This is a genomic window from Mycobacterium sp. IDUB_39 (assembly GCF_055419205.1).
On record NZ_JBVAXF010000006.1, the window covers coordinates 199,505 to 222,478 of the forward strand.

Below are 22,974 nucleotides of genomic sequence, written 5' to 3' on the forward strand. Positions count from 1 at the left end.
GCCGTCGCACGCCGCGGCGGCGGCTTCGGCATTGGCCTGCGGTCCCGTGGCGGGCACAGGCTAACGCGCCTGGTTGCGCCCGCGCTCCATCACCGCAGAGCGGCTCGCGGCGATATCGTCGCCGCTGGTCTCCCGCATCCACTGCGTGGCGGACTTGGCCTCGATCCACAGTCCGGCACTGGTCTGCTGTTCGTCGATGCGGTGGTAGGACTCCAGCAGCGCCCTGACCGCACGCTGGTTATTGCCGACGATCGAGGCGGCCACGGCCCGCGCGGTCGGCAACAGGTCGTCGTGGGAGACGACCTGGGTGACCAGACCGGCGCGCAGCGCGTCGTCCGCCGACAGGTAGTCACCGGTCAGGCTCATTCGACGCGCCATCCCGATGCCGACCTTCTGAGGGAGCCGAACGCTCAGCCCCCAGGTGGGCAGCAGGCCGACGCGGGCGTGCGTGTCGGCGAAGCTGGCCTTCTCCGAGGCGATCAGGATGTCGCAGTACAGAGCGAACTCGAGCCCGCCCGTCACCGCGGCACCGTTGATGGCACCGATCACCGGTTTGCGCATCGCCGGCCACTTCGGGGAGATATCGGGCAGTTCGGTGCTGTCGCCGAGTTCCTTCAGATCCAGACCGGCGCAGAACACGGGGTCGGCACCGGTCAGGATCACTACGTCGACATCGTCATCAGCCTCCGCGTCGCGCAGCGCCGCGAAGAACGCGGTGCGCAGATCCCTCGACAGGGCGTTGCGAGACTTCGGGCGATTCAACGTCAGCGTGCGCACGCGGTCGGTGGTGTCGATCAGCAGGACGGGATCGGTCATCTGCTCACGGTATCCGGCATCTCGAGCTGGCCTATCCTGGGTCCCATGTGCCGGAACATCACCGAATTGCGTGGCCTCGAGCCGGCCGCGACCACGGAGGAGATCGAGGCCGCCGCGCGTCAGTATGTCCGCAAGGTCAGCGGTATCACCCGTCCGACCGCGGCCAACGAGGATGCGTTCGAGGCTGCCGTCGCGGAGGTCACCGCGACGACCATGCGCCTGCTGTCGGTACTGCCGCCCCGACGGCAGCCGCCGAAGACGGTGCCGCCGCTTCGCCGCCCCGAGGTCCGGGCGCGGATCGCCGCCAGGGGCTAGCACCCAGGTGAGCACGCCTGCGCTCAAAGAGTGGAGCGCGGCAGTCCACGCGATGCTCGACGGCCGCCAGACGGTGCTGCTCCGAAAGGGCGGCATCGGGGAGAAGCGCTTCGCCCTCGATGCGTCGGAGTTCCTGTTCTTCCCGACGATCGCCCACGGCCACGCAGAACGGGTGCGTCCCGAGCATCGCGATCTGCTCGAGGCGGCCGCACCGGACAGCACCGAGACCGCAGTGACGGTCCGGGCCGGTGCAAAGGTCGTTGCCGCCATCAGCGTCAACCAGCCCGAGCGGATCGCCGAGATCGCCGACCTGCACATCTGGACACCGGAGTCGGTACGCGCCGAGCGGCTGGACTTTCGGCCCCGACACCGGTTGACGGTGCTGGTCGTCTCGGCGATACCGCTACGCGCGCCGCTCATCCTGGAGCGCACGCCCGCCTTCGCCGGGTGCACGAGCTGGGTGGACCTGCCCGTCGAACCGCAGTGGGGCGAGCCGGTCCACGACGACGACGCGCTGCAGGCTGTCGCCGACCGGGTGCGTGACTCAGTCGCCTGACGGGAGCATCGAGCCCGACGGCAGGACTAGGCGTGACATTCCGCCCTCGCCGTGGTGCACCCTGTGCGTCGCGGTTTTCATGGCGCTGCCCGAGGATGGCGGCTCATCGGTGCCGAGGTTGCGGGCGAAACGCGGGTGGGAGCCGCCCGCCACCAGAATCCTGATCCGCGAACCAGCCGAGAAGCGGTGCGCCACGGCGTCGAGTTCGAGTCGGACTGTCCCGGAATCGGTTGTGAGCCTGACGTATCCGTCGCTGACATTGCGGGACCGACCCTTACCGTCGACCTCGCTGAGCCGGACGAAGACATCGTTGAACCGATTGTCACAGGAGTGTGCCAGTTCCACGACCGGCGAGCCGGCCACGTACAGGTCGGCTGGTAGCGGGTCCCCGGTGAAATCCACGACGTCGGCCCGCCGGGCAAGCGCACTGTCGTCGCGGTAGCCGGCGTCGGGGGAGAGAAGCCTGCCGCCGATGGTCGGTGTCGGGTCGGCGGGGTCGAAGGTGAACGTCGACGGCGGTGTGCCGGCATCTGGCTGATTCTCCGAAAGCCGGTGCGCGGGTTGCAGGTACAGCACCGACTCGCCCATCGGAGGCGGCCAGTCGGGGAGTTCGGTCCAGCCGGTGGCGTTGACGTAGGCGCGCACCGGGCTGCGTGACACCGCGGGCCCGCCGGCGAGGTGGGTGTCCAGCCACGCCAGCGACTCGCGCAGGACCGTGGGGGCACCCTTCGTCGTCAGGTGGGCGTGCGTCCACGGGCCCACCGTCAACGCGGTGGGTACGCCGCGATCCCGGAGGCGCGTGTACTGCGTCAGGGACTGCTCGAGGAACGGATCCTGCCAGCCGCTGAACAGCAGGACCGGGACGTCGACACGGTCCAGAGCCGCGCCAAGTCGCATGGGTTCCCAGAACTCGTCATCTGAGTCGGAGTGCTCCACCCAGGACTCCCACCAGGGCGCACCCGCGGCGAGCAGGCCGCGGCCTGATGCGCCCATCGGTACCTGGCTCGCGGTCCTGGCGAGGTCGCGACGTGACCTCACCCGCCGTACGAACTCGGCGAAACCGGGGTCCTCCTGGTGGGAGACGGCATCGCTCCAGCCGAGGAAGTCATTGAGGGCGAACGATCCGGTGCCCCACGTCGCGGCGTTGAAGTCGTGGGGACCCACGCAGATCACGGCGGTCGTCAGCTCCGGTGGTGGGTCCACCAGCAGCGCCCACTGGGTGAAGCCCAGGTAGGACAACCCGATGGTCGCAAAGGATCCGGTGAACCACGGCTGTTCGCGCAGCCACGCGACGGTGTCGGCGCCGTCGGCCACCTCGTTGACCATCGGCGTGAACTCACCGCCGGAGCCGAACGTGCCGCGCACGCTCTGGAACACCACGTGATATCCGCGCGCGGCGTAGACGCTGCCGAACAGCGCCGAGAACGGAAACCCGCGACCGTAGGGACAGCGCGCCAGCAGGGTCCCGGCGGGGGTGGCGGTGTCGGGTACGTAGTGATCGGCGAGCAGTGCCACCCCGTCGCGCATCGGCACGCTCACCCCGCGGCGCACGGTGAACCCCGTCGTCTGCGGCGGGAGGCGAAGAGCCCGGCCCAGCGCGTGAAGGGCGACGCTCTTGGGGCTCATTCGCGACGATCAGAACTTGTAATACGGCACCAGTTCGTTGGCGCGCTGCAAGTTGGTCTGGAGGCAGTCCACGTCGGTGGCCGAGTAGTCCGGCGCGTAGAACAGCGACTGCTGGAGAACGCCGTAGCTGGTCTTGAAGGCGATCATGCAGGTCACCCAGAAACGGTCGTTCCAGTCAGTCGGCTTCATGATCCAGAACTGGGCGGCGCGGTGGCCCTGGATGTCGAGCTGAACCGCGTCGGCGGGCAGTGTCTGCTCGAAGGTTCGCCAGACGAACGCCTCGACCGCCATCTGGTAGTTGCCCGCGTCGTAGTGGCACCGCAGCCCGTCCTCGGGGATCGGCGGCGTGAAGCCCAGGCCGATGCGCCCGATCACGTCGAGCGGGATCTCCTTGCACGGATCGAACGGTTTGGGGTCCACCGTCTCGATGACCGGCCACTTGATGGTTGCAGAAGCGCCGGTCAGGGGTATGGACGTGGAACGCAGATCGACCCCGTCGGCGATGTTCGCGGCGGTCGGCTCGGTCTGCCAGACCACGGCCACCGCCGCGATCAGCGCACACATCGCTGACAGCAGACGCAGTTTGGTGGTCATTGGACTCCCTCGCGCTGGTCGGTCACTGCGGGGAGTCTACAAGTCTGTAGGCGCCGCAAGGTGAGTAAATCAGAACATGTTCTAGTTGCCCGGTGAACACGGGCTGCGCGCGCAAGTAGGCTGAGCAGTTGTGTCTGCGACGTCACGGGAACACCGTCACCCGACTCTATGGGCGATCAGCGACCTTCACATCGGGCACACGGGCAACAAACCCGTCACCGAGTCGCTGTTTCCGGCCACCCCCGACGACTGGCTGATTGTTGCCGGTGACGTCGCCGAACGCACCGATGACATCAGGTGGTCGCTGGACCTGCTGCGCAAGCGGTTCGCGAAGGTGATCTGGGTGCCTGGCAACCACGAGCTGTGGACCACCAACAAGGATCCGATGCAGATATTCGGCCGGTCCCGCTACGACTACCTGGTCAATATGTGCGACGAGATGGGCATCGTCACTCCCGAGCACCCGTTCCCGGTGTGGAACGAGGAGGGCGGACCGGCCACCATCGTGCCGATGTTCCTGCTCTACGACTACACGTTCCTGCCCGAGGGCACGGCGACGAAGGCCGAGGGGCTGGCCGTGGCGCGTGAGCGCAACATCGTCGGCACCGACGAGTTCCTCCTGTCGTCCGAGCCCTATGCCACGCGTGACGCCTGGTGCCGCGACAGGGTCGCGACCACCCGCAAGAAGCTCGAAGAGCTGGACTGGATGACGCCGACGGTCCTGGTGAACCACTTCCCGATGGTTCGTGAACCGTGTGACGCGATGTTCTACCCGGAGTTCGCGCTGTGGTGCGGCACCACAGCCACCGCCGACTGGCACACCCGATACAACGCGATCTGCTCGGTCTACGGCCATCTGCACATCCCGCGCACCACCTATTACGACGGTGTGCGGTTCGAGGAGGTCTCGGTGGGTTACCCGCGGGAGTGGCGGCGTCGCAAGCCCTATCGCTGGATGCGTCAGATCCTGCCCGACCCGAAGTACCCGCCGGGCTACCTCAACGACTTCGGCGGACACTTCGAGATCACGCCGGAGATGCGCGAGAACGCGCAGAAGATGCAGCAGCGGATCTCGAACCGGAGGTTCGGGCAGTGACGAGCAGGCTGCTGTCCGGCGTGCTACCCGATGTGGTCGTTGCTGCCGAGTTGTACTCCGACCCCGAGGGTCTGGCGCCACTGCCCGAGGAGGAGCCGCTCGTTGCGCGCTCGGTCGCCAAGCGGCGCAACGAGTTCGTCACCGTGCGCCACTGCGCGCGGCAGGCGCTCGGTGAACTCGGTGTGCCGCCGGTGCCGATCCTCAAGGGGGACAAGGGTGAACCGTGCTGGCCCGACGGCATCGTCGGCAGCCTGACGCACTGTGATGGCTTCCGAGGCGCGGTGGTTGGCCGCGCGGGAGAGATTCGATCGGTCGGCATCGACGCCGAACCGCATGGCGAACTGCCCAAGGGTGTCCTCGACGCCGTGAGTCTGCCTGTCGAACGCCATGAGCTGGCCGCGCTGCCCACCGAACTGCATTGGGATCGAATCCTGTTCTGCGCCAAGGAGGCAACCTACAAGGCCTGGTTCCCGCTGACGCATCGCTGGCTTGGCTTCGAGGACGCTCACATCAGCTTCGACGTGGAGGGCTCGGGTGCGGCGGGAACGTTTCACTCCCGTGTCCTCATCGACCCCTCCGCGGAGTCCGGACCCCCGCTGAACACGCTGCGTGGACGCTGGTCGGTGCGTGAGGGTCTGGTGCTGACGGCGATAGTGCTGTGAGCGCACCCGAACCCGGTCTGGTGATCGTCGACAAGCCCGGCGGTATGACCAGCCACGACGTCGTCGGGCGGTGCAGGCGCATCTTCGGCACCCGCAAGGTCGGGCACGCGGGCACGCTGGATCCCATGGCGACAGGTGTTCTCGTCGTGGGCATCGAGCGCGCCACCAAGATCCTCGGCCTTCTCACCGCGACCGACAAGTCGTATGCGGCGACCATCAGGCTCGGTCAGACGACCTCGACGGAGGACGCCGAAGGCGAAGTGCTGCAGACGGTTCCGGCGGGTCACGTCACCGACGCGGCGATCGGTGCGGCGGTCGCCGCACTCCGCGGCGACATTGCGCAGATCCCCTCGGCCGTGAGCGCGATCAAGGTCGATGGTGAGCGGGCCTACAAGCTGGCACGCGAGGGCAGGACCGTCGAGCTGGCGGCCCGCCCCGTCCGGATCTACCGTTTCGATGTGACCGCCATTCGACGGGCGGGCGATTTCGTCGATGTCGACGTGGACGTGGACTGCTCCTCGGGCACCTACATCCGGGCGCTGGCGCGTGATGTCGGCGCTGCGGTGGATGTCGGTGGCCACCTGACGGCGCTGCGGCGCACCCGCGTCGGCCGGTTCGGCCTGGGGGAGTCGCGCACGCTCGAGGACCTCGCCGATGGACCGCGGTTGAGCTACCCGCTCGACGAGGCCTGTCTGCTGGCCTTCCCGCGCCGCGAGCTCACTGCGCAAGAGGCGGAGTCGGCGCGGCATGGCAGAGCGATGACCCCGGCGGGCATCGACGGTATCTACGCGGCGACGGCACCCGACGGCGACGTCATTGCACTGCTGCGCGACGACGGCGCGCGCACCAAGTCGGTCGTCGTGATCCGCCCCGCCACGCTGTAGCTCAGTTTCTGGTGCGGGGAGTCAGACGTACAGCTCCTCGAACTTCTTGATCGAGCGTTCGATGTCGCCCTTGACCGCGCGGGCGGCCGCCATGCCGATGGGGCCGAACAGCGGTGCGCCGCCGAGGTCGATCTTCACGCTGAAGGTGGAACCCTCCTTGCTGGGGGTCACCTTCAGAGCCAGCTTGTACTTCGTGCCGCCGACGCCGTCGCCCGTGATCTCCAGCAGCGCTGGGGGATCGAATTTCTTGATGGTCCACGTGACGCGGTTGCGCATACCCTTGGCGCCCGCCACCCCGATGATCGTCGTGCCGATCTCAAGCTCGGTGGGTAGTTCCGAGCGCCACCCCTGGTGCATGCACAGCCAGTCGCCCAACTCGGCCAGATCCGAGGCGTGGGCCCACGCCTGTTCGGGGGAGAGGGCCAGCTTGCGGGACAACTCGAGTTTCGCCATCCACGGATCGTAGGGGGTTAGGCGATCACCCAGATGGCCTCGGCGGCGGGATTGCCCAGATCGACTGTGGTGGCATCCGCCCCGTCGGCGGGCTCGATGGCGACCGAGATCATTCCGGCGAAGTCGCGGCGGGCCACCACCCGCAGCCGCGAGTCCAGGCTGATGCCGACGCTGTCGAAGTAGCGCAGCATCTCCGGATCGGAATCGGATATCCGCGCGACGGTCCCCGCGTCGCCGTCGCGGCACACCGAGAGTTGGCGGGCGTCGGGGGTGGGGACGCGGCCGTCGGCGGCGGGGATGGGATCGCCGTGCGGGTCGCGGGTCGGATAGCCCAGCTTGGCGTCGATGCGGTCCAGCATCAGGTCGGACACCGCGTGCTCGAGGATCTCGGCCTCGTCGTGCACCTCGTCCCAGCCGTAGCCGAGCTCGTTGACGAGGAAGGTCTCCATCAGACGGTGGCGGCGGACCATCGCCAGCGCGGCCTGCCGGCCGGCTTCGGTGAGCGTGACGGCGCCGTACTTCTCGTGATCGACAAGGCCCTGATCGGCGAGCTTTCGGATTGACTCGGATGCCGTGCTGGCCGACACCCCGAGACGCTCGGCCAGCATCTTGGTGCTGACCTTCTCGCGGGACCACTCCTGGGCCGTCCAGATGACTTTCAGGTAGTCCTGTGCGACCGACGACAGGTCGCGGGGGTTGCTTTCAGGACTCACGATTGATGAGTTTAGGCAATCATCACCTCAACGGGGGGATCCAGCGCGCCCACCGACACCATTGAGCCGTACCCTTGTCGATGTGCAGCGCTGGCGGGGGCAGGACGAGATCCCCACGGACTGGGGCAGATGCGTCGTCACCATCGGTGTGTTCGACGGAGTTCACCGTGGACACGCAGAACTCATCAACCATGCCGTGAAGGCAGGCCGGACGCGGGGTGTCCCGGCCGTGTTGATGACATTCGATCCGCATCCGATGGAAGTGGTCTTCCCCGGAAGCCATCCCGCCCAGCTCACCACTTTGACCCGGCGCGCCGAGTTGGTCGAGGAACTGGGGGTTGATGTCTTCCTCGTCATGCCCTTCACCACCGACTTCATGAAGTTGACGCCGGAGCGCTACATCCACGAGCTGCTCGTCGAGCGACTGCACGTCGTCGAGGTCGTGGTGGGGGAGAACTTCACGTTCGGCAAGAAGGCCGCGGGTGACGTCGCGATGCTTCGCCGGGCCGGTGAGCGGTTCGGCTTCGCCGTCGAGGGCATCTCGCTGGTGTCCGAACATCACCGCGACGAGACGGTGACGTTCTCGTCCACCTATATCCGCTCGTGCGTGGACGCGGGCGACATGGCGGCGGCCACCGAGGCGCTGGGTCGCCCGCATCGCGTGGAGGGCGTCGTCGTCCGCGGCGACGGTCGCGGCCGAGTGCTGGGGTTCCCCACCGCGAACGTCGCACCGCCGATGTACTCGGCGATCCCCGCTGACGGGGTGTATGCCGCCTGGTTCACGGTGCTGGGGCACGGACCCGTGATGGGCACCGTGACGCCCGGCGAGCGCTACCAGGCCGCGGTGTCGGTGGGTACCAACCCGACGTTCTCCGGCCGCACCCGCACCGTGGAGGCGTTCGTTCTGGACGCTGAGGCCGACCTGTACGGCCAGCACGTCGCCGTGGACTTCGTGGCCAGGATCCGCGGGCAGGAGAAGTTCGATTCGGCCAAGGACCTCATTACCGCGATGGACGCTGATACCGCCCGGGCCAGGTCGATCCTGCGCGATTCCTTCTAATCGCCAGGTCGCTGTTAGACTTTCCGGCGACCCGGCACGTGCTGCAGTTCGCGGTGGCCGTGCCCTTTTCACAATCCCCTCGCGGACCGATAGATGGAGTAGTTTCGTGTCGCTCACAACCGAGCAGAAGAAGGAAATCCTGGCCTCGTACGGTCTGCATGAGACCGACACCGGTTCGCCTGAGGCGCAGGTGGCGATGCTGACCAAGCGGATCTCCGACCTGACCGAGCACCTCAAGATGCACAAGCACGACCACCACTCGCGTCGTGGGTTGCTGCTCCTGGTGGGTCGCCGTCGCCGCCTGCTCAAGTACGTGGCAAAGGTCGACGTCGCGCGCTACCGCTCGCTGATCGAGCGCCTGGGCCTGCGTCGCTGACACAGTTGGCTCCACGACACCTGCGCACAGTCGCAGCGGCGCTCGCCGCCGCAGTGGTCGTTGCCGTGCTGCCCGGTTGTTCATCGGCTGCGGCGGCGGACATGGCTGTGGGTGACTGCCTCAAGGTCGGTGGACCCCCTGACCGTCCAGAGACCAGCAAGGTGGACTGCGGCAGCCCGGCATCGAACTTCAAGGTGGTGGCCACCGTCGACAACACCGACGGGTGCCCCGCCGACGTCGACTCCTACTACTCGACGCGTAGTTCGTTCAGCGGCTCCGGGCCCACGATCTGCATGGACATCGACTGGGTGGTCGGTGGCTGCATGAGCATCGACCCGGAGAACGCCACCGACCCGGTGCGCGTCGACTGCGATGACGCGTCGGCGCCGAATCGCCAGCGCGCCACGCAGATCCTGCACGACGTGGCCAGCGCCGACCAGTGCACCAGCGGCCTGGGCTATCCGTACGACGAACGCCAGTTCACGGTGTGTGTCGAGGATGTGGCCTGAGCCGGTCGGTCTTCGACCGACACCGCGGGTCGGGCAATTGCCGCGGTGTAACATAGACGTGTTTTGGGCCGCAATGCGGCTCGAACATAGAGGTGCGACTCGCGCATGATCGCGCGACCGCTCCAGTGCGTCACGACGAGCGCCCGCTCGCATGGGCGGTCTTCGGTAGTGGCTGCCGGTGCCTGTAACCGGCCGCTTCGATCGACGGCCGTCAGGATTCCCGGGTTCTCGTACGTGATGACGCGAAACAGATGAACACGAGAATCAAAGAGGTCTGACACACGTATGTCTGCAACTGAAATCGAAGACGGCGTCTTCGAAAGCACCGCCGTCATCGACAACGGGAGCTTCGGCACCCGCACCATTCGCTTTGAAACCGGTCGCCTCGCCAAGCAGGCCGCCGGCGCCGTCGTCGCCTACCTGGACGACGAGACCATGCTGCTGTCGGCGACGACGGCCAGCAAGCAGCCGAAGGAGCACTTCGACTTCTTCCCGCTGACGATCGACGTCGAAGAGCGCATGTACGCCGCGGGCCGCATCCCCGGCTCGTTCTTCCGTCGTGAGGGCCGCCCCTCCACCGACGCCATCCTCACCTGCCGCCTGATCGACAGGCCGCTGCGCCCCACCTTCATCTCCGGGCTGCGCAACGAGATCCAGGTCGTCGTCACCATCCTGAGCCTGGACCCCAAGGACCTGTACGACGTGCTGGCGATCAACGCCGCGTCCGCGTCGACCCAGATCTCGGGGATTCCCTTCTCCGGCCCCGTTGGCGGCGTGCGCGTCGCCCTGATCGACGGCCAGTGGGTCGCGTTCCCGACCGTCGAGCAGCTTGAGGGTGCGGTGTTCGACATGGTCGTCGCCGGCCGCAAGACCGCCGACGACGTCGCGATCATGATGGTCGAGGCCGAGGCCACCGATAACGTCATCGACCTCATCGCGGGCGGTGCCGGTGCGCCCACCGAGAGTGTCGTGGCCGAGGGCCTCGAGGCTGCCAAGCCTTTCATCGCCGCGCTGTGCGCAGCCCAGCAGGAGCTGGCCGACGCCGTCGCCAAGCCGACCGCCGACTACCCGGTCTTCCCCGAGTACCAGGACGACGTGTTCTACGCGGTGTCCTCGGTGGCCACCGACGAGCTGTCCAAGGCACTGGCGATCGCTGGTAAGGCTGACCGCGACGCCCGCACCGACGAGATCAAGGTCGAGGTGCTCGAGCGCCTGGGCGAGACCTACGCCGGGCGTGAGAAGGAGATCGGCGCGGCCTACCGCTCGCTGACCAAGAAGCTGGTTCGCCAGCGCATCCTGACCGACCACTTCCGCATCGACGGCCGTGGCGTGACCGACATCCGTGCGCTGTCGGCCGAGGTCGCCGTGATTCCGCGGACACACGGCAGTGCGCTGTTCGAGCGCGGCGAGACCCAGATCATGGGTGTCACCACGCTGGACATGGTCAAGATGGCCCAGCAGATCGACTCTCTGGGACCAGAGACGTCCAAGCGCTACATGCATCACTACAACTTCCCGCCGTACTCGACCGGTGAGACGGGCCGCGTCGGCTCGCCCAAGCGGCGCGAGATCGGCCACGGCGCGCTCGCCGAGCGTGCGCTCATGCCGGTGCTGCCGAGCATCGAGGAGTTCCCGTACGCCATCCGTCAGGTCTCGGAGGCGCTCAGCTCCAACGGCTCGACCTCGATGGGCTCGGTCTGCGCGTCCACGCTGTCGCTGCTGAACGCCGGTGTGCCGCTGAAGGCACCCGTCGCGGGTATCGCGATGGGCCTGGTGTCCGATGACGTCGAGCTTGAGGGCGGCGGCACCGAGCGGCGCTTCGTCACCCTGACCGACATCCTCGGAGCCGAGGACGCGTTCGGCGATATGGACTTCAAGTGCGCAGGCACCAAGGAGTTCGTCACCGCGCTGCAGCTCGACACCAAGCTCGACGGCATCCCGTCGCACGTGCTGGCCGCCGCGCTGGCTCAGGCCAAGGACGCCCGCATCACGATTCTCGAGGTCATGGCCGAGGCCATCGACGAGCCCGACGAGATGAGCCCGTTCGCACCGCGGATCACCACGATCAAGGTGCCGATCGACAAGATCGGTGAGGTCATCGGGCCCAAGGGCAAGATGATCAACTCGATCACCGAGCAGACCGGCGCCTCGATCTCCATCGAGGACGACGGCACGGTGTTCGTCGGCGCGTCCAACGGCGAGTCGGCGCAGGCCGCGATCGATCTGATCAACGCCATCGCCAACCCGCAGCTGCCCAAGATCGGTGAGCGTTTCCTCGGAACCGTGGTCAAGACCACCGATTTCGGTGCGTTCGTCTCGCTGCTGCCGGGTCGCGACGGGCTGGTGCACATCTCCAAGCTCGGCCGCGGCAAGCGCATCAACAAGGTCGAGGACGTGGTGAAGGTCGCTGACAAGCTCCGCGTGGAGATCGCCGACATCGACAACCGCGGCAAGATCTCGCTGATCCTGGTCGCTGAAGACGATGCTGCCGCCGCCCCCACGGATGGTGCAGGCGAGGTTGAATCCTCGGATTCGGCTGCAGCGCCCGCAGATGCCGCGAACGCAACCAACTGATTCGGTACGACGCACAACCCTCCCCGGAGGGTTGCGCGTCGTCACCGAATTCCTCCCGTCGGTGCACTCGGCATCTGTCGGGCTGTGGGTGGGCGTCGGGTCACGCGATGAGGGACCAAGCGTGGCCGGCGCCGCCCACTTTCTCGAACACCTGCTGTTCAAGTCGACGCCGACACGTTCGGCCGTCGACATAGCGCAGTCGGTCGACGCCGTCGGCGGCGAGCTGAACGCGTTCACCGCGCGCGAGCACACCTGCTATTACGCGCACGTGCTCGACACCGACATCGAACTCGCGGTCGACCTCGTCGCCGACGTCGTGTTGCGTGGTCGTTGTGCGGCCGACGACGTCGAGGTCGAGCGTGACGTCGTGCTCGAGGAGATCGCCATGCGCGACGACGACCCCGAGGACACCCTGGGGGACGTCTTCCTGTCGGCGATGTTCGGCGAGCATCCCGTGGGCCGGCCCGTGATCGGCAGTATCGAGTCGGTCTCCGACATGTCCCGGGCGCAGCTGCACTCGTTTCACGTGCGGCGCTACACCCCGGAGCGGATGGTTCTCGCGGTGGCGGGCAACGTCGACCACAATCACGTTGTCAGGTTGGCGCGCAAGCACTTCGGCGAGCGACTGGCCGGTGGTCGGGATCCGGTGGCCCCCCGTAAGGGTGTTGGTCGAGTACCGGGCACACCGAGCCTGCACATGGTCGGTAGGGACACAGAGCAGACCCACATGTTCCTCGGGGTCCGCACCCCCGGCAGGCACTGGCAGCACCGCTGGGCTCTGTCGGTGCTCAACGGAGCCCTCGGTGGCGGCCTGAGTTCGCGCCTGTTCCAACAGATCCGGGAGACACGCGGGTTGGCGTACTCGGTGTACTCGACAATCGACACGTTCTCGGATGCCGGCGCACTGTCGGTCTACGCGGGCTGCCTGCCCGAGCGGTTCGACGAGGTGGTGCGGGTAACCACCGACGTGCTCGAAGAGGTTGCGCGCGACGGCATCACCGAGGACGAGTGCCGGATCGCGAAGGGCGCGCTGCGCGGTGGACTGGTGCTCGGCCTGGAGGACTCGGGTTCACGGATGCATCGACTGGGTCGACTCGAGTTGAACTACGGCAAGCACCGCAGCATCCCTGAGTCACTGGCGCAGATCGACGCCGTCACGCTGGACGACGTCAATCTCATTGCCCGCCAACTGCTTACCCGTCCATACGGCGCTGCTGTGTTGGGGCCGCACCGCGGCAAGCGTTCACTTCCCAAGCAACTGCGGGCCCTGGCGAGCTGATGCAGGCATCGCGGCGCAGCCTGCTGATCGGCGGTGGTGCGCTGGTCGCGCTCGCCGCCTGCTCGACCTCGACGGAGCCGACGCCGACTAAGCCCGCTGCGCCGCCCCCTGGAATCGAGGAGCAGATCGGCGCGCTGGAGGACAAGTACGACGCCTATGCGGGGGTGTTCGCCACCGATCTGGGCTCGGGTCGCTCGGTGGCGCACCGCGCCGATGACCCCTTCGCGATGTGCTCGACGTTCAAGGCCTACGCCGCCGCGCGGGTTCTGCAGAAGGCACAACACGGTGAACTGAACCTCACCGACGAGGTGACCATCGAGGACTCCGACATCCTGCCGAACTCGCCGATCACGCAGACCCGGGTCGGCGCGAACATGACGATCGCGCAACTGTGTCAGGCGGCGCTGCAGCGTAGTGACAACGCGGCGGGTAACTGGCTGTTGCGCATCATCGGCGGCCCTTCGCGCATAACCGATTTCGCGCGCACCATCGGCGATGACGCCGCCCGACTGGACCGCTGGGAGATCGAGTTGAACTCCGCGATCCCGGGCGATCTGCGCGACACCAGCACTCCGCGCGGACTCGGTACCGGATTTGCGAACCTACTCACCGGCGACGTGCTCGCTCTGCCGCAGCGCGACCAACTCGAGGCCTGGATGCGCGCCAACGAGACCTCGAGCATGCGCGCGGGGCTGCCGCAGGGGTGGACGACCGCGGACAAGACCGGCAGCGGTGACTACGCCAGCAGCAATGACGTCGGCATCGCCTATGGGCCCGACGGCCAGCGCTTGCAGGTGGCGATCATGACGCGAACCCGTACCGATGATCCCGACGCGGAGACGTTGCGGCCGATGATCGGTGAGCTGACGGCGCTACTGGTGCCTCATCTCATCCAGTCAGGTGCGGGCTAAACCTCGCGGGGCTAACGCAGGCGAAGCGAGTCGTCGCGCCGCAGCACGAAGAAGTACGGACGGCTCAGGCCGCGCAGATCCATCGCGCCGATGACCGCATCGGACCCAGCCACACCGTCGAGCCTGCGGAAGACGTCGTTGATCGGCAGCTGGTCGTAGATCATCGTCGCCGTGTCGACGTCGCGGTAGCGCGTCGTCCGCAGCCGCGCCTTCGCCGTACGCGTCCTGAGGGCAGGGGAGAGGGCGTTGATCAGACCTCGGAGGTTCTGGTTCTTCACCGCCGGGATTCGGGTCGCCAGTCCCAGGCCACTGAACGCCAGAACCGGGTTGACTGCCCACAGTGCCCCGCGGTCCCTCGTCGGAAACAGCAGCGGGTGAACGTTTTCCCCGTCGACAAACTGCTTGCCCCACCAGCCGCTGGCGGCAAGCATCCCGTCCAACGGATGATCGGTGGGCATTTCGTCACCATGCCAGGTGCCGAGCATGAACTCCGTGCTGACGGCTGGCGAGGCGTCGAAGAGGTCAAGGGCGTCCGCGGTGGTGGTCGGCGCATCGGGCAGCACGTCTGCGAGGGTCATGCTCACACCGTACTTGACAGGTGTCAAAAAGGTCATCGCCCGGCCGGTGCCACGTGGACACCGACCGGGCGAGGCGGAGAGAAGGCTCAGGCCAGCAGGCTCGCCGGATCGGTGAACGGCATGTTGAGGTCGGCGGCGACCTGCTCGGACAGCAGCGCACCCTCGTGCGTCGAGAGTCCCCTTGCCAGCGCGGCGTCAGCGGCGCAGGCGGCCTTCCAACCCTTGTCGGCGAGTTTGAGGACATATGGCAGCGTCGAGTTGGTCAACGCATAGGTCGACGTCCGCGGCACTGCACCCGGCATGTTGGCGACGCAGTAGAACACGGTGTCGTGCACGGCGAACGTCGGGTCGTCGTGCGTGGTCGGACGGGAGTCCTCGAAGCAGCCCCCCTGGTCAATGGCGATGTCCACCAGCACGGCGCCCGGCTTCATGTGCGAGACAGTCGAATTGGTGACGAGCTTGGGCGCCTTCGCACCGGGCACCAGGACCGCGCCGATCACGAGATCGGCGTCCTTGACCGCGTCCTCCAAGTCGAGGCGCGACGAGTAACGCGTCTCGATGCTGCCGCCGTACTCGGCGTCGATCTTGCGCAGCGTGTTGATGTTGAGGTCGAAGACGGTGACGCGGGCACCCATACCCTTGGCGACGGCAGCGGCGTTGTCGCCGGCCATGCCGCCGCCGATCACCACGACGTTGGCGGGCGCGACTCCGGGAACGCCGCCCATGAGGACGCCGCGGCCACCGTGCGTGCGCATCAGGTGGTAGGCGCCGACCTGCGCCGCGAGCCGACCCGCGACCTCGCTCATCGGTGCCAGCAGGGGAAGCGCGCCGTCGGCGGTCTGAACCGTCTCGTAGGCGATGGACGTGGTGCCGGACGCGATCAGGGCGTCGGTGCACGGCTTCGATGCCGCAAGGTGGAGGTACGTGAAGAGCGTCTGGCCCCCGCGCAGGCGGCTGTACTCGGCCTCGATGGGCTCCTTGACCTTCAGTAGCAGATCCGCCTCGGCCCACACCTCGTCGGCGCTGTTGATCAGCTGCGCACCGACTCGCTTGAAGTCGGCGTCTGAGATCGCCGAACCCTCGCCCGCGCCGGCCTGGATCAGCACCTCATGACCACGGTGGGTCAGTTCGGCAACACCGGCGGGGGTGATGGCGACGCGATACTCGTTGTTCTTGATCTCGGTCGGGATTCCGACGCGCATGATCGCTCCTTGGATTTGACGTTGAACTTCCTAAATTGTGAAGAAACATCGACCGTGTAGCAATAGGGATGATGAAACTTCGATAAACTTGTGTGATGAGTGAACGATCATCGGATTCTGTCGGCGGCGAGTCTCGTGCATCGAAGGATGTTCGACCGGCTGACCTCGATGACACCGACCGTCGCATCCTGACCGCGCTGCACTTCGACGCCCGCATGTCGAACAGCGCACTGGCCGAGGCCGTCGGTATCGCCGCCTCGACGTGTCACGGGCGGGTGCGAAGGCTCCAGGACCTCGGCGTCATTCGCGGTTTCTATGCCGACATCGACCCCGCCGCGATCGGATTGTCGCTGCAGGCGATGATCTCGGTCAGCCTGCAGGCCAACGCGCGCGGCAAGATCCGCAGCTTCATCGAGAACGTGCGGCGGCGTCCGCAGGTGATGGACGTCTACTTCCTGGCCGGTGCCGAGGACTTCCTCATCCACGTGGCGGCCAGCGATACCGACGATCTGCGCGCGTTCGTGGTGGAGAACCTCAACTCCGACGCCGACGTGGCGGGCACCCAGACGTCCCTCATCTTCGAGCATCTGCGCGGTGCGTCACCGGTGTGATGGACGTGCGACGCGACCAAGATCAGGCTCTCGCCGAGGCTAAATAGCGCGGGCGATCCCGAGTCGGTAGCGACTGCTCAGGTGGGCTTTACGTGGGGGATCAGCCTCAGCCCCGAGGCCGCCCAGCCGACCTGCCCGGCGTCGTTGCGCACGAACGGGATGATCCCGCCGCCGACTGTGCCCGCATCCCTCGCGAGGAATTCGAGCGCTATCGGAGTCTTTGGCGGCTGCGGACCCACGGCGGGCGCCATGCTGTTGGGCACCTTCTTGAACTCCGACTGCAGGGTGAGCTTTCCGTCATCCACGGTAAAAGTGCTCACAACGCCCGGATCGGCGAACCGGCCGGTGTAATCGGCCAGTTCGGCCGCAGGCAGGGTGATGGTCTTCGCGCCGGCCGGAGCCATTGCCGCACGGGACAGTCCGGCCTTGCCCACCAGCGGCGCGAGACCCGGATAGGCGCGCATGGCGGCGTCGATGGTCGCGAGTTCGGCGGGTACTCCACCGGACAGGCTGTTGGTGAGTAGGACCAGAGCGAAACGCTGCTCGGGTATTGCGATGAACACGGTGTGCTGACCGAGTGTGTCGCCGTTGTGGATGATGACGCGGACGCCGTCGATGTCCTGCACGAACCAGTTGCGCCCCATGCTGATCGGCAACCCCGGGACTGGCATGACCGGTTCCTGCATGCTCCGTTGGGTGTCGGCGGACAGGAGTTCAGGCTCGCCGTCGACTGTGTCGCTGAGGTGCATCCGGGCGTACCGCAGTACGTCGCGGGTGTTCGACCAGAGCCCGCCGGCCGGATCGACGCTGCGTGGGAGCCACAGCGGCGTCTGCACCGTCACACCGTCGGATCCGTTGATATCGCCCGCGAAGTGCCCATCGGCGTAGGGGTGCGCCAGCACCGTTGGCCGGTCGAAGGTGCTGGCGGTCAGCCCCAGCGGGCCGAGCAGCAGGTCGTTCATGGCCGTCTGGTAGGGCTTTCCAGTGACCTTCTCGATGACGCGGCCAAGGACGATGAATCCGGAGTTGTTGTAGGAGAAGAACTTTCCCAACGGGAAGATCTGCGGCAACTGCGGCAGGCGTTCGGCCACGAACCGGGCGATCGCGTCATCGTCGTCGCCGGTGTCGGTGCCCTCATCGCCCCACCAACCGCCCGAGTGGTCGAGCAGGTTGTTGACGGTCACGGCCGCGGCGGTGGCCTCGTCAGCCAGGCGCAGCTCCGGGATGTAGGTGCGCACCGTCGCATCCGGGTCGATGGCGCCCTGCTCGACGAGGCGCCAGATCGCGGTTGCGGTGAATGTCTTTGCCAACGAGCCTATTTGGAAGAGGGTCTCGCCGCTGACCGGTGCCAGGGTGTTCGCGCTGGCGACACCGAAGGCCGCGTGCTCCTCCCGGTCCCCGGACAGGATGCCCAGGGCGGTGCCGGGAATACGGTTGGCGCGCATTGACTCGATGACCGCGTCGGCCACCGCCCGGAACTCCGGCGACGCATCGGCCGGCACCGTCGCGGGCAGCGGTAGACCGCCACCCGGGGTGGTCGTCGCCACCGTCGGGGCGCTCGCCCCGGTGGATCCCGCCGGTGCGGCAGCCTCGCCATTGTGGCGTGTCGGCAGGATCGCCGCCGCTACCGCGGCACCGCCTGCGATCGCCCCTCCGGCGACGGTAAGGGCTTGACGTCGCGAGACGTGCACACCCCTGCGCTTACGCTGCGGGTCCGACGTCGCGTCGTCGTGCTCGGTCACAAGACATCCCTAGAACGAGTGAAGATCACTGCACCCCAATGCTTTCTGCGTGACGACGGTCGTGATGGCCTCGCATGCACGCGGGTAGCGCGGATTGGGAGGGAGTTATTTTCGTTGGACAGTACCAGCGAGAATGCCCGTGACCGGGCGTTGTGTAGCACTAGGCTTCGGCCATGCGAGTCGTGCGGTGAACGTCGACAAGGATCTCGACGAAGACCTCGACACCCTCTACGGCGTGCGGCCAGAGGAGTTCACGGCGCTGCGCAAGGAGTTGGCCGCAGCGGCGCGCAAGCGTGGGGACTCCGAGGCCGCAAAGGTCATCGCCGCAGCGCGTCGGCCCACGGTGGCGGCCTGGGTGGTGAACCACTTCATCCGTTGCGACCCCGCCGCGCAACACCGGATGGCTGAGCTGGGCGATGCACTCCGGACCGCGCACGCCGAGATGAACGGCGCGCAGATCCGCGAACTGAGCAGTGTGCACCGGAGACTCGTGCACGAACTGGTGGACGGCGCGTTCGCGTCGGCTGACATCGCGGTCGTCTCCGCCGCGCTCCGCGACGACGTCACCGCGACACTGCAAGCAGCAATCGCCGATGCGGAGGTGGCGGGCCGGTTGGGTCGACTCGCCAAGGCCGAGCAGTGGTCGGGATTCGGGGATTTCGGGGCGTCCGAGTCCGTCTCGTCATCACCGCGAAATGCGCCGGCCCCCTCGCGAAAGCCGCGTCCGCAGGCAGCCGACGCCGGCGGGAGCAGCGAGGTGGAGCTCGAGGCCGCCAGAGCGCGGCGCGACGCCGCGGCCGCCGAGATCGAGGTGGCCCGGGCGGCCCAAGAAGGTTCGCGCCTCACCGTCACTGACAGCGAGAGGAAGGTCGCCACGGCCCGCCGCCACTACGAGGAACTGCTGGAGAAGCTGGCCGCAGCCGAGCACGAGGTCAACGCGGCCGAGCACGCACTCGACGCCGCCACCCGCGCCGCGCGAACGACTGCCGACCGGGTCGAGGCCGCGACGGCCGAACTGGGCGAGGCGCAGGCGGCCGTCGTCGAACTCGGCGGGCAGTAGCCGCGAGGCAGCAGCGTCAGTCAGCCACCAGTTCGGGGTGGAACTTCGTCACCATCCGCCTGATGCCGTCACGCCAGTCGACGGCGCTCGGCCCGGCGAGGTCGCGCAACAAGGTGGTGTCGGTGGGGCCGCCCCGCAGCGCCTGGTCACTGACTTCGAAGATGGGTTCCCGGCCGACGAGCGAACCGATGTAGTCGCACCACTCCTGCAGGCTGACGGTCTGCTCACCGCACCAGTTGACGGTGGTCGCGGGCACCGACGCGGCCTCGAGCAGCCTCGGCAGCATCGCGATGATGTCGTCCTGGTGGATCGGGTTGTATCGGGCCGGACCACCCGGCGGCACCGGGATCGGGACGCCGGCGAGCATCATCTCCATCTGGTAGAACGGCCACCCGCCGTTGTCGCCGTACGGGACATTGAGCCGCGCGATGATCGTGGGCACGCCGAGCGCACGCGCCATCGTCCGCGCCACCACCTCACCCGCGATCTTCGAGATCGAGTACGTCGGGAACAGCGCCTTGTGGTTGTCGCCGAGCGCCGCGTTCTCGGTTCGCGGCTCGTCGTCCGGCGGGTCGTAGACGGCCGCCGAGGAGCAGTGCAGGAACGCCGTCGCGTCGGCGCAGTGGGCCATGAGCAGCCCCACCGACTCCGCATTCGCGGCCAGGTCCTTGTCCCACCTGCCGCTCTTGGCCACGGCGAGGTTGAGCACGTAGTCGAAGTCGGACGGGATGCCGGAGAAGTCGCCCGCGGCCAGATTGACCGTTTCGCACCGAATTCCGGCCCGTTCCAGTTCGGCGCGCGCGGCGGAGTCGGTGAAACGGGCTATGCCCCACACCTCGTTGTCCGCGGCCAGCGCCATGGCGAGGGGAGCAGCGACCTGCCCGGTGGGGCCTGTGATGAGGATCTTGGAGCCACGCATGCGGTGATGCTAGGGCGGATCGTCACAGCTGGGCGGACAATCGGTGCGACGGGCTGGTTGGAAGGTCTGGGGAACTCCGCCCGCGCCGCCGACTAGGCTCGCAGTCATGCGAGTGGGTGTGCTGGGCGCAAAGGGCAAGGTCGGGGCCACGATCGTGGACGGCGTGCAGGCCGCAGAGGACTTGACGTTCTCGGTGGGTGTCGACGCCGGTGACCCGCTGAGCGGGTTCACCGAGAACAAGACGGACGTTGTCGTGGATTTCACCCACCCCAGCGTCGTCATGGACAATCTGAAGTTCCTCATCGACAACGGGATTCACGCGGTTGTGGGCACCACCGGGTTCACCGACGAGCGCATCGCCCAGATCGAGCAGTGGCTGGCGGCCAAACCCGGGACATCGGTCCTCATCGCCCCGAACTTCGCCATCGGCGCGGTGCTGTCCATGCAGTTCGCCAAGCAGGCGGCCCGCTTCTTCGAGTCGGTCGAGGTCATCGAACTGCATCATCCGCACAAGGCCGATGCGCCCTCGGGTACCGCGACCCGGACCGCGCGGCTCATCGCGGAGGCCCGAAAGGGGATGGCGCCCAACCCCGATGCCACCAGCACGGGGCTCGAGGGCGCTCGCGGCGCGGATGTCGACGGGATTCCGGTGCACTCGGTGCGGGTGGCCGGTCTCGTCGCGCATCAGGAGGTCATCTTCGGTACCCAGGGCGAGACGCTGACGATCCGGCACGACAGCCTGGACCGCACGTCGTTCGTGCCCGGCGTGCTGCTCGCGGTGCGCAACGTCGCCAAGCGGCCGGGTCTGACCATCGGCATAGAACCGCTCCTCGACCTGTCGTGAACTCCGACGGCGCGCGGGCCCTGCGCATCCAGATCCTGATCGGTTTCATGTGTCTGGCGCTCGTCGTCTACTTCGTGTTCCTCGGACGCACGGGTGTGCTCCTGATCGCCTCGGGTGAACCCGCCGCGATCGGTCTCGGTGCCGCGATATTCCTCATGCCCATAGTCGGGCTGTGGGCCATGATTGCGACCCTGCGCGCAGGGTTCACCCACCAGCGGCTCGCGCGCGAGATGCGCGATGAGGGAATGGAACTCGATGTCAGTGACCTGCCGCGACGTCCGTCGGGGCGGATCGAGCGACAGGCCGCCGACGCGTTGTTCGACTCGGTGCGCGCCGAACTCGAGAGCGACCCCGACAACTGGCGACGGTGGTATCGGCTGGCACGCGCCTACGACTACGCCGGCGATCGGGGCCGGGCGCGCGAGACGATGAAGAAGGCGGTCGAGATGGAGCGCGGCGATGAGCGCTTGCGCGAAGAGTAGAGGCTGCGCCGAGTGAAGACGCTGCTGATCGTGCACCACACGCCATCCCCGCACTGCCAGGAGATGTTCGAGGCAGTGCTGGCCGGTGCCACCGACCCCGATATCGAGGGTGTCGATGTCGTGCGGCGTCCGGCGCTCACGGTGTCACCCGTCGAGATGCTGGAGGCAGACGGCTACCTGCTTGGTTCCCCGGCCAACCTCGGGTACATGAGCGGCGCACTCAAGCATGCGTTCGACGTCTGTTACTACCCCTGCCTCGACTCGACGCAGGGGAGACCCTTCGGTGTATGGCTGCACGGTAACGAAGGCACTGAGGGAGCCGAGCGCGCGTTGGCGGGCATCACCGGCGCGTTGGGCTGGGAACAGGCTGCCCAGACGGTCGTCGTGTCGGGTAAACCCTCGAAGGCCGACCTTGAGGCGTGCTGGAACCTCGGCGCGACGGTCGCCGCCCAGTTGATGGATTGAATTGCTCGGCCATGTGGAGGTGAGCGCGGGGCCGTTCCATCCGCGCCGTCAATCGCCCCTTCTGATCTCCAAGCACATGACCACGATTGCTGCTTCGCCCGGCGGGGGGCTGAAATGCCCACGGCTGATGAAGGCTATGCGGGCTCGTTGTCGGCGGGGGAGTCGTCTTTGGCCAGGTGGTGCAGGACTCGTTCGTTGAGGGCGGCGAGCATGTCGAGCTCAGCCGGGGTGAACAGGTCGATGAAGTTCCGGCGGACGTCCTCCACGTGCCTCGGTGCCGCCTTCTCGATCGCGGCGAGGCCAGCCGGCAGCAGACAGACCATCGTGCTGCGCGCGTCGTTGGGGTTGGGCTCGCGGCTGATCAGCCCGTCCTTCTGCATGCGCCGCACCTGGTGGGAGAGACGGCTCTTCTCCCAGCCCAGTGCGTTGCACAGCGCGTGAGCGGGCATGCGGTCCCCGTCGAGAGCCGAGAGCACCGCCAGGACCGAATAGTCGGCTCCGGACAGGCCCGATTCCTGTAGTCGACGGTTCAGATGGACCTCGATCTGATCATGCGCGTGTATGAAGGCGCTCCAGGCGCGGTCTTCACGAGCGTTCAGCCAATTCGGTTCCACGACCCGCATACTACCCGGGTTGGTTGACTCCTC

General features: G+C 67.2%; 26 protein-coding genes. 16 read left to right on the forward strand and 10 right to left on the reverse strand.

The genetic code is table 11. From position 1 onward, the window contains the following. Nucleotides 1-60: 60 nt before the first annotated feature. On the reverse strand, nucleotides 61-816 hold the full coding sequence (locus ACZY0X_RS22830; RefSeq protein ID WP_463773659.1) for an enoyl-CoA hydratase: 756 nt from the start codon (nucleotides 814-816) through the stop codon (nucleotides 61-63). Nucleotides 817-861: 45 nt separating this feature from the next. Between ACZY0X_RS22830 and ACZY0X_RS22835 the strand changes: the two genes are divergently transcribed. Beyond that, nucleotides 862-1,131, forward strand: coding sequence for a DUF2277 domain-containing protein (locus tag ACZY0X_RS22835; protein WP_463773660.1), 270 nt, complete (start codon nucleotides 862-864; stop codon nucleotides 1,129-1,131). A gap of 7 nt (nucleotides 1,132-1,138) precedes the next feature. Then, nucleotides 1,139-1,687 carry a DUF1802 family protein gene (locus ACZY0X_RS22840; protein WP_463773662.1) on the forward strand — a complete coding sequence of 183 codons (549 nt, stop codon included), beginning with the start codon at nucleotides 1,139-1,141 and terminating at the stop codon, nucleotides 1,685-1,687. Here ACZY0X_RS22840 and ACZY0X_RS22845 read toward each other — a convergent pair. Beyond that, nucleotides 1,676-3,313, reverse strand: coding sequence for a CocE/NonD family hydrolase (locus ACZY0X_RS22845; protein ID WP_463773664.1), 1,638 nt, complete (start codon nucleotides 3,311-3,313; stop codon nucleotides 1,676-1,678). The genes ACZY0X_RS22840 and ACZY0X_RS22845 overlap by 12 nt on opposite strands. A 9-nt stretch (nucleotides 3,314-3,322) precedes the next feature. Beyond that, entirely contained in the window at nucleotides 3,323-3,907 is a 585-nt protein-coding gene (locus ACZY0X_RS22850; protein ID WP_463773665.1) for a DUF3558 domain-containing protein, read from the reverse strand. Nucleotides 3,908-4,037: 130 nt separating this feature from the next. On the opposite strand from ACZY0X_RS22850, the gene ACZY0X_RS22855 reads away from it, so the two are divergent. The 3 genes from ACZY0X_RS22855 to truB are packed head-to-tail and all read left to right on the forward strand — an operon-like array spanning nucleotide 4,038 to nucleotide 6,549. Continuing rightward, nucleotides 4,038-5,003, forward strand: coding sequence for a metallophosphoesterase family protein (locus ACZY0X_RS22855; RefSeq protein ID WP_463773667.1), 966 nt, complete (start codon nucleotides 4,038-4,040; stop codon nucleotides 5,001-5,003). Next, nucleotides 5,000-5,665 (forward strand): 4'-phosphopantetheinyl transferase PptT, encoded by a 666-nt coding sequence (gene pptT / locus ACZY0X_RS22860; protein WP_463773668.1) that lies wholly within the window; start codon nucleotides 5,000-5,002, stop codon nucleotides 5,663-5,665. Before ACZY0X_RS22855 ends, pptT begins: the two co-directional genes overlap by 4 nt. Further along, complete coding sequence (gene truB / locus ACZY0X_RS22865; protein WP_463773670.1) at nucleotides 5,662-6,549, forward strand: tRNA pseudouridine(55) synthase TruB; 888 nt, start codon at nucleotides 5,662-5,664, stop codon at nucleotides 6,547-6,549. Before pptT ends, truB begins: the two co-directional genes overlap by 4 nt. 21 nt (nucleotides 6,550-6,570) lie before the next feature. Here truB and ACZY0X_RS22870 read toward each other — a convergent pair whose 3' ends face one another. Together ACZY0X_RS22870 and mntR are read right to left on the reverse strand one after the other, a co-directional pair. Then, a complete protein-coding gene (locus ACZY0X_RS22870; protein WP_463773672.1) occupies nucleotides 6,571-7,002 on the reverse strand; it encodes a type II toxin-antitoxin system Rv0910 family toxin in 432 nt (143 codons plus the stop codon). A 17-nt stretch (nucleotides 7,003-7,019) separates the two neighbouring features. Continuing rightward, nucleotides 7,020-7,715 carry a manganese-binding transcriptional regulator MntR gene (mntR, locus tag ACZY0X_RS22875; RefSeq protein ID WP_463773675.1) on the reverse strand — a complete coding sequence of 232 codons (696 nt, stop codon included), beginning with the start codon at nucleotides 7,713-7,715 and terminating at the stop codon, nucleotides 7,020-7,022. 82 nt (nucleotides 7,716-7,797) lie between these two features. On the opposite strand from mntR, the gene ACZY0X_RS22880 reads away from it, so the two are divergent. The 6 genes from ACZY0X_RS22880 (at nucleotide 7,798) to bla (ending at nucleotide 14,424) form a co-directional block, all read left to right on the forward strand. Next, nucleotides 7,798-8,775, forward strand: coding sequence for a bifunctional riboflavin kinase/FAD synthetase (locus tag ACZY0X_RS22880; protein WP_241399633.1), 978 nt, complete (start codon nucleotides 7,798-7,800; stop codon nucleotides 8,773-8,775). Nucleotides 8,776-8,881: 106 nt separating this feature from the next. Then, nucleotides 8,882-9,151, forward strand: a complete 270-nt coding sequence (rpsO, locus tag ACZY0X_RS22885; RefSeq protein ID WP_463773677.1) for a 30S ribosomal protein S15 — start codon at nucleotides 8,882-8,884, stop codon at nucleotides 9,149-9,151. A gap of 20 nt (nucleotides 9,152-9,171) precedes the next feature. Further along, a complete protein-coding gene (gene lppU / locus ACZY0X_RS22890; RefSeq protein WP_463774091.1) occupies nucleotides 9,172-9,660 on the forward strand; it encodes an LppU family putative lipoprotein in 489 nt (162 codons plus the stop codon). Between the two features lie 285 nt (nucleotides 9,661-9,945). After that, nucleotides 9,946-12,234 (forward strand): polyribonucleotide nucleotidyltransferase, encoded by a 2,289-nt coding sequence (locus tag ACZY0X_RS22895; protein WP_463773679.1) that lies wholly within the window; start codon nucleotides 9,946-9,948, stop codon nucleotides 12,232-12,234. Continuing rightward, nucleotides 12,212-13,513: a M16 family metallopeptidase gene (locus ACZY0X_RS22900; RefSeq protein ID WP_463773681.1), complete on the forward strand. Its 1,302-nt coding sequence runs from the start codon at nucleotides 12,212-12,214 to the stop codon at nucleotides 13,511-13,513. The genes ACZY0X_RS22895 and ACZY0X_RS22900 overlap by 23 nt, the downstream gene beginning before the upstream one ends. Continuing rightward, nucleotides 13,510-14,424 carry a class A beta-lactamase gene (gene bla / locus ACZY0X_RS22905; RefSeq protein WP_463774092.1) on the forward strand — a complete coding sequence of 305 codons (915 nt, stop codon included), beginning with the start codon at nucleotides 13,510-13,512 and terminating at the stop codon, nucleotides 14,422-14,424. The genes ACZY0X_RS22900 and bla overlap by 4 nt, the downstream gene beginning before the upstream one ends. An 11-nt stretch (nucleotides 14,425-14,435) precedes the next feature. Here the strand turns inward: bla and ACZY0X_RS22910 are convergent, their stop codons facing one another. After that, the gene (locus ACZY0X_RS22910; protein WP_463773683.1) at nucleotides 14,436-15,002 is read right to left on the reverse strand and encodes a DUF4334 domain-containing protein; all 567 of its coding nucleotides are present in this window, start codon (nucleotides 15,000-15,002) and stop codon (nucleotides 14,436-14,438) included. Nucleotides 15,003-15,088: 86 nt separating this feature from the next. Continuing rightward, nucleotides 15,089-16,204: an alanine dehydrogenase gene (gene ald, locus ACZY0X_RS22915; RefSeq protein WP_463773685.1), complete on the reverse strand. Its 1,116-nt coding sequence runs from the start codon at nucleotides 16,202-16,204 to the stop codon at nucleotides 15,089-15,091. 95 nt (nucleotides 16,205-16,299) lie between these two features. Here ald and aldR point away from each other — a divergent pair, with 95 nt between their 5' ends. Then, nucleotides 16,300-16,815, forward strand: coding sequence for an HTH-type transcriptional regulator AldR (gene aldR, locus ACZY0X_RS22920; RefSeq protein WP_463773686.1), 516 nt, complete (start codon nucleotides 16,300-16,302; stop codon nucleotides 16,813-16,815). A 77-nt stretch (nucleotides 16,816-16,892) separates the two neighbouring features. Here the strand turns inward: aldR and ACZY0X_RS22925 are convergent, their stop codons facing one another. Further along, nucleotides 16,893-18,557, reverse strand: a complete 1,665-nt coding sequence (locus ACZY0X_RS22925; protein ID WP_463773687.1) for a serine hydrolase — start codon at nucleotides 18,555-18,557, stop codon at nucleotides 16,893-16,895. 187 nt (nucleotides 18,558-18,744) lie between these two features. Between ACZY0X_RS22925 and ACZY0X_RS22930 the strand changes: the two genes are divergently transcribed. Next, the gene (locus ACZY0X_RS22930; RefSeq protein WP_463773689.1) at nucleotides 18,745-19,617 is read left to right on the forward strand and encodes a hypothetical protein; all 873 of its coding nucleotides are present in this window, start codon (nucleotides 18,745-18,747) and stop codon (nucleotides 19,615-19,617) included. 16 nt (nucleotides 19,618-19,633) lie between these two features. Here the strand turns inward: ACZY0X_RS22930 and ACZY0X_RS22935 are convergent, their stop codons facing one another. Further along, nucleotides 19,634-20,536 carry an NAD-dependent epimerase/dehydratase family protein gene (locus ACZY0X_RS22935; protein WP_463773690.1) on the reverse strand — a complete coding sequence of 301 codons (903 nt, stop codon included), beginning with the start codon at nucleotides 20,534-20,536 and terminating at the stop codon, nucleotides 19,634-19,636. A gap of 106 nt (nucleotides 20,537-20,642) precedes the next feature. On the opposite strand from ACZY0X_RS22935, the gene dapB reads away from it, so the two are divergent. Genes dapB through ACZY0X_RS22950 form a run of 3 tightly spaced genes read left to right on the forward strand, consistent with a single transcriptional unit; the run spans nucleotide 20,643 to nucleotide 22,327 of the window. Continuing rightward, nucleotides 20,643-21,380, forward strand: a complete 738-nt coding sequence (gene dapB / locus ACZY0X_RS22940; RefSeq protein WP_463773692.1) for a 4-hydroxy-tetrahydrodipicolinate reductase — start codon at nucleotides 20,643-20,645, stop codon at nucleotides 21,378-21,380. A 47-nt stretch (nucleotides 21,381-21,427) separates the two neighbouring features. Continuing rightward, entirely contained in the window at nucleotides 21,428-21,862 is a 435-nt protein-coding gene (locus ACZY0X_RS22945) for a tetratricopeptide repeat protein (protein ID WP_463774094.1), read from the forward strand. Between the two features lie 12 nt (nucleotides 21,863-21,874). Continuing rightward, nucleotides 21,875-22,327: a flavodoxin family protein gene (locus tag ACZY0X_RS22950; RefSeq protein WP_463773693.1), complete on the forward strand. Its 453-nt coding sequence runs from the start codon at nucleotides 21,875-21,877 to the stop codon at nucleotides 22,325-22,327. A gap of 134 nt (nucleotides 22,328-22,461) precedes the next feature. Here the strand turns inward: ACZY0X_RS22950 and ACZY0X_RS22955 are convergent, their stop codons facing one another. Continuing rightward, the gene (locus ACZY0X_RS22955) at nucleotides 22,462-22,941 is read right to left on the reverse strand and encodes a MarR family winged helix-turn-helix transcriptional regulator (RefSeq protein ID WP_463774095.1); all 480 of its coding nucleotides are present in this window, start codon (nucleotides 22,939-22,941) and stop codon (nucleotides 22,462-22,464) included. Nucleotides 22,942-22,974 lie beyond the last annotated feature (33 nt).

Coding starts and splice junctions, on each gene's coding strand:
- ACZY0X_RS22830 (WP_463773659.1), bottom strand. CDS start 816: ATGACCGATCCCGTCCTGCTGATCGACACCACCGACCGCGTGCGCACG.
- ACZY0X_RS22835 (WP_463773660.1), top strand. CDS start 862: ATGTGCCGGAACATCACCGAATTGCGTGGCCTCGAGCCGGCCGCGACC.
- ACZY0X_RS22845 (WP_463773664.1), bottom strand. CDS start 3,313: ATGAGCCCCAAGAGCGTCGCCCTTCACGCGCTGGGCCGGGCTCTTCGC.
- ACZY0X_RS22850 (WP_463773665.1), bottom strand. CDS start 3,907: ATGACCACCAAACTGCGTCTGCTGTCAGCGATGTGTGCGCTGATCGCG.
- ACZY0X_RS22870 (WP_463773672.1), bottom strand. CDS start 7,002: ATGGCGAAACTCGAGTTGTCCCGCAAGCTGGCCCTCTCCCCCGAACAG.
- ACZY0X_RS22895 (WP_463773679.1), top strand. CDS start 9,946: ATGTCTGCAACTGAAATCGAAGACGGCGTCTTCGAAAGCACCGCCGTC.
- ACZY0X_RS22900 (WP_463773681.1), top strand. CDS start 12,212: ATGCCGCGAACGCAACCAACTGATTCGGTACGACGCACAACCCTCCCC.
- ACZY0X_RS22910 (WP_463773683.1), bottom strand. CDS start 15,002: ATGACCCTCGCAGACGTGCTGCCCGATGCGCCGACCACCACCGCGGAC.
- ald (WP_463773685.1), bottom strand. CDS start 16,204: ATGCGCGTCGGAATCCCGACCGAGATCAAGAACAACGAGTATCGCGTC.
- aldR (WP_463773686.1), top strand. CDS start 16,300: ATGAGTGAACGATCATCGGATTCTGTCGGCGGCGAGTCTCGTGCATCG.
- ACZY0X_RS22935 (WP_463773690.1), bottom strand. CDS start 20,536: ATGCGTGGCTCCAAGATCCTCATCACAGGCCCCACCGGGCAGGTCGCT.
- dapB (WP_463773692.1), top strand. CDS start 20,643: ATGCGAGTGGGTGTGCTGGGCGCAAAGGGCAAGGTCGGGGCCACGATC.
- ACZY0X_RS22945 (WP_463774094.1), top strand. CDS start 21,428: ATGTGTCTGGCGCTCGTCGTCTACTTCGTGTTCCTCGGACGCACGGGT.